We start from the raw sequence: 4,007 nt of genomic DNA, 5'->3' as shown, positions 1-4,007 counted from the left end.
GCTGGTCAGGTCCGTGGCACGGTCCGCTTCGCCGACAGTGTCGCCACCTTGAGGGCGCAGGGCGTCACCACCCTGGTCGAGGTCGGGCCCAAGCCGGCCCTGACACCCCTGATCGGTGACGCCGTCCCGACCCAGCGCAAGGACAACGCCGAGACCGCCAATCTCCTACGAGCCCTTGGCACCCTCCACACCCAGGGCCGGACCGTGAAGTGGGAGGCCGCCTTCCCGGACCACCCGGGACACCTCACCGATCTGCCCACCTACGCCTTCCAGCACCAGCGCTACTGGATCGACGCCACCACCGCCGACCAGGCGCCGGGCGGCGAACACGCCGCCGCTGACGGGTTCTGGCGGGCCGTGGAGAGCGGCGATGCCGCGACGCTCGCCGAGGACCTCGGCGTGGAGGCCGCGAGCCTAGAGACCGTTCTTCCTGCCCTCTCGTCCTGGCACCGGCGCAGCCACGCGCAGGTCGCGCTGGACCGGCTCCGTTACCGGGTGGACTGGCACCCCGTTGCCACCGACCCCGTTCCGCCCGCGCTCACCGGCACCTGGCTGGTGATCGTGCCCGAGAGCCACAGTGACGCCCCGCTCACCCGGGCGGTCGCCGACGGCCTCCGCAGGCGCGGGGCGGAGGCCGACCTGCTGGTGGCCCGCGGTCACGAGCGGGACGTGCTCATCGCTCAGCTCGGCGAACACGTGGCCGACTCGACTCCCGCCGGGGTGCTGTCCCTGCTGGCGCTCGACAACGAGCCCCACTCCGCCGAACCGTCGCTCTCGCGTGGCGTCGCGGCGACCATCGGCCTGGTCGGTGCGGTCGACCGCCTCGGGATCAAGGTGCCGCTTTGGTGCGTCACCTCCGGTGCGGTCACCGTCGGCACGGACGCCCCCGACCCGGTGGCGGCAACGGTGTGGGGTCTGGGCACCGTGCTGTCGCTGGACCACCCCGACACCTGGGGCGGGCTCATCGACATCCCCGACACGCTGGACGACTCCCTGGCCGACCGGCTCGCCGACGCGTTGGGCCGTGAGGACGGCGAGGACCAGTTGGTCCTCGGCTCCTCGGGGCTGCTGGGCCGCCGCATGGTGCGGGCACCGCGCCTCGCCGGCCCGCAGGGGGAGACGTGGAACCCCCACGGGACGGTGCTCGTCACCGGCGGCACCGGAGCGCTGGGCGCCCACGCCGCGCGCTGGCTGGCCCGCCGTGGCGCCGATCATCTGGTGCTGACCAGCCGCCGCGGCTCCGACGCGCCTGGCGCCGCCGAACTGGTCGCCGAACTGACCGGGTTGGGTGCCCGCGTCACCGTGGCCGCCTGCGACGTCGCCGACCGTGACGGGCTCGCCGCCGTGCTCGACAGCATCCCGGAGGACCAGCCGCTGACGGCGGTCTTCCACGCCGCCGGCGTCATGCACGAGCCGGTCGCGCTGTCGAACATGACCGTGGCGGAGTTCGCGGAGATCGGCAGGTCGAAGATCGAGGGCGCCACCCATCTCGACGAACTCCTCGCCGAGACCCCGCTTGAGGCGTTCGTCCTCTTCTCCTCGGGCGCCGCTGTCTGGGGCACCGCGGGCCAGTCCGCCTACGGAGGCGCCAACGCCTTCCTGGACGCTCTCGCCCACCGGCGCAGGGCACGAGGGCTGGCCGCGACATCCGTCGCCTGGGGTCCGTGGCAGGGCGGCATGGTCGACGAGGAGGCCGAGGCGCAACTCCGCCGGATCGGTGTCTCCTCCCTCGACCCGGAACAGGCCGTGGAACTCCTTGGCCAGGCGCTGGACGACCGTGAGACCTACCTGGTCGTCAGCGACTTCGACTGGGACAAGTTCGCCTCCGCCTACTCGCTCGCCCGGCAGCGCCCGCTGCTGAGCGCGCTGCCCGAGGTCGCCACCGCCCTGGCGGCGGAAGGCGGCTCCGAGGCGCGGGACGGCGGCGGGGACGTCGCCCTGGCGACCCGACTGGCCGCGCTCCCCGAGCACGAGAGGGAACCCGCGCTGGTCGAGGTGGTCAAGGAACAGGCGGCCCTGGTGCTGGGCTACGACGGCCAGAACGGGATCGAGAACGAGCGTGCCTTCAAGGACCTCGGCTTCGACTCGGTGACGGCGGTGGAGTTCCGTAACCAGGTCAGCAAGGTCGCCGGAGTCTCGCTCCCCGCGTCGCTGGTGTTCGACTACGCCTCGCCCGCCGCGTTGGCCCGTCACCTCAAGACGGAACTCTTCGGCGAGGACGAGGGAACCGTCGAAGGTCTGCTGGCCGATCTGGCCCGTCTGGAAGCCGCGTCCACCGCGCTCCCGGCCGACCAGATCGAACGCGCCGGACTGACCACGCGCCTTCAGGCGCTGGTCTCCCGTCTCAACGAGGGCACCGGCGTCAACGGAACGGCGGACGGCGGTGGCGACAAGGCCGCTGTCGCCGACCGCCTGGAGGAGGCCAGCGCCACTGACGTGCTGTCCTTCATCGACAAGGAACTCGGGCTCAGCTGACAGGTGCTGCCCCGAGAAACACAGGACCAGTAGGGGCGGCTAGGGGTAGTCGCCCCTGCCGTCCCATCTGGACTCTTGCTCATGATCCGCGGATTCGGTCGGGCACGCGCCCGTCCGGTAAGGCCGCACGGTGCCGAATCCGCTCCGTATCTGCTCGGTAGGGTGATGTTGGTGGCGGACGAGAAGACGATTCTCGACTACCTCAAGAAGGTCAGCGCCGAACTGCACCAGACGCGTCAACGGTTGCGGCAGGTCGAATCCCAGGACCAAGAGCCGATCGCGATCGTCTCGATGGGCTGCCGCTATCCCGGCGAGGTGCGTTCGGCTGGCGACCTGTGGCAGCTCGTCGAGGAGGGGCGCGACGCCATCGTGCCCTTCCCCGACGACCGGGGTTGGGACATGGAGGCGCTCCTCCGGCCCGACGGAGACCAACACGGAGCCTCGCAGGTCGGCGAGGGCGGCTTCGTGTCGGACATCGCTGGTTTCGACGCCGGGTTCTTCGGCGTCTCGCCACGCGAGGCTCTCTCCATGGACCCCCAACAGCGGCTGGTGCTGGAGGTCGCCTGGGAGACCCTGGAACAGGCCGGCATCGACCCGCACACGCTGCGGGGCGGGCCGGTCGGCGTCTTCACCGGCGCCGGCAGCCACGACTTCGGCGAGGTGATGTCCACCCAACCCGAGGTCGCCGCGGATCACATGAGCACCGGCGCCGGCGGCGCCGTCATCTCGGGCCGTGTCTCCTACACGCTGGGCCTTGAGGGCCCGGCGGTGACCGTGGACACCGCCTGCTCCTCCTCACTCGTCGCCCTTCACCTCGCCGCCCAGTCCCTCCGCCGCAGGGAGTGCTCGCTGGCCCTGGCCGGCGGCGTGGCCCTGCTGGTCAAACCCGATCCCTTCGTGGCCTTCAGCCGGCAGAGCGGCCTGGCCACCGACGGTCGCTGCAAGCCCTTCTCCGACAGCGCCGACGGCACCGGCTGGTCCGAGGGCGTCGGCCTCGTGCTCCTGGAGCGGCTGTCGGACGCGCGGCGCAACGGGCACGAGGTGCTCGCGGTGATCCGTGGGTCTGCGGTCAACCAGGACGGCGCGTCCAACGGCTTCACCGCCCCCAACGGCCCGTCGCAGCAGCGCGTCATCCGCGCCGCGCTGGCCAGCGCGCGCCTGACCACCGCCGACGTGGACGTGGTCGAGGGCCATGGCACGGGCACCACCCTGGGTGACCCGATCGAGGCGCAGGCTCTGCTCGCGACCTACGGCAAGGACCGTCCCGAGGAACGCGGCCCCCTGTGGTTGGGTTCGTTGAAGTCGAACATCGGTCACGCGCAGGCGGCCGCGGGTGTGGGTGGCGTCATCAAGATGGTGATGGCGATGCGCCACGGGGTGATGCCCAGCACGTTGCACGTCTCCGAACCCAGCTCGCGTGTGGACTGGTCGGCGGGTGCGGTGGAGCTTCTCACCGAGGCGCGGGAGTGGCCACGCGGGGAACAGCCGCGTCGGGCGGCGGTCTCGTCGTTCGGGCTCAGTGGTACCAACGC

2 protein-coding genes are annotated in these 4,007 nt (G+C 71.7%); both read left to right on the top strand.

Annotation, left to right across the window (positions count from 1 at the left end):
* Positions 1-2,475: SDR family NAD(P)-dependent oxidoreductase (locus CRP51_RS27830; RefSeq protein WP_141514708.1), on the top strand; the 2,475-nt coding region annotated here is incomplete at its 5' end.
* 165 nt (positions 2,476-2,640) lie between these two features.
* Positions 2,641-4,007: type I polyketide synthase (locus tag CRP51_RS27825; RefSeq protein WP_170970710.1), on the top strand; the 1,367-nt coding region annotated here is incomplete at its 3' end.

Origin of the sequence: Streptomyces zhaozhouensis (genome assembly GCF_900230195.1) — a bacterium.
Classification (GTDB): Bacteria; Actinomycetota; Actinomycetes; order Streptomycetales; family Streptomycetaceae; genus Streptomyces; species Streptomyces zhaozhouensis.
This window is presented reverse-complemented; position numbering and strand designations above follow the sequence as displayed.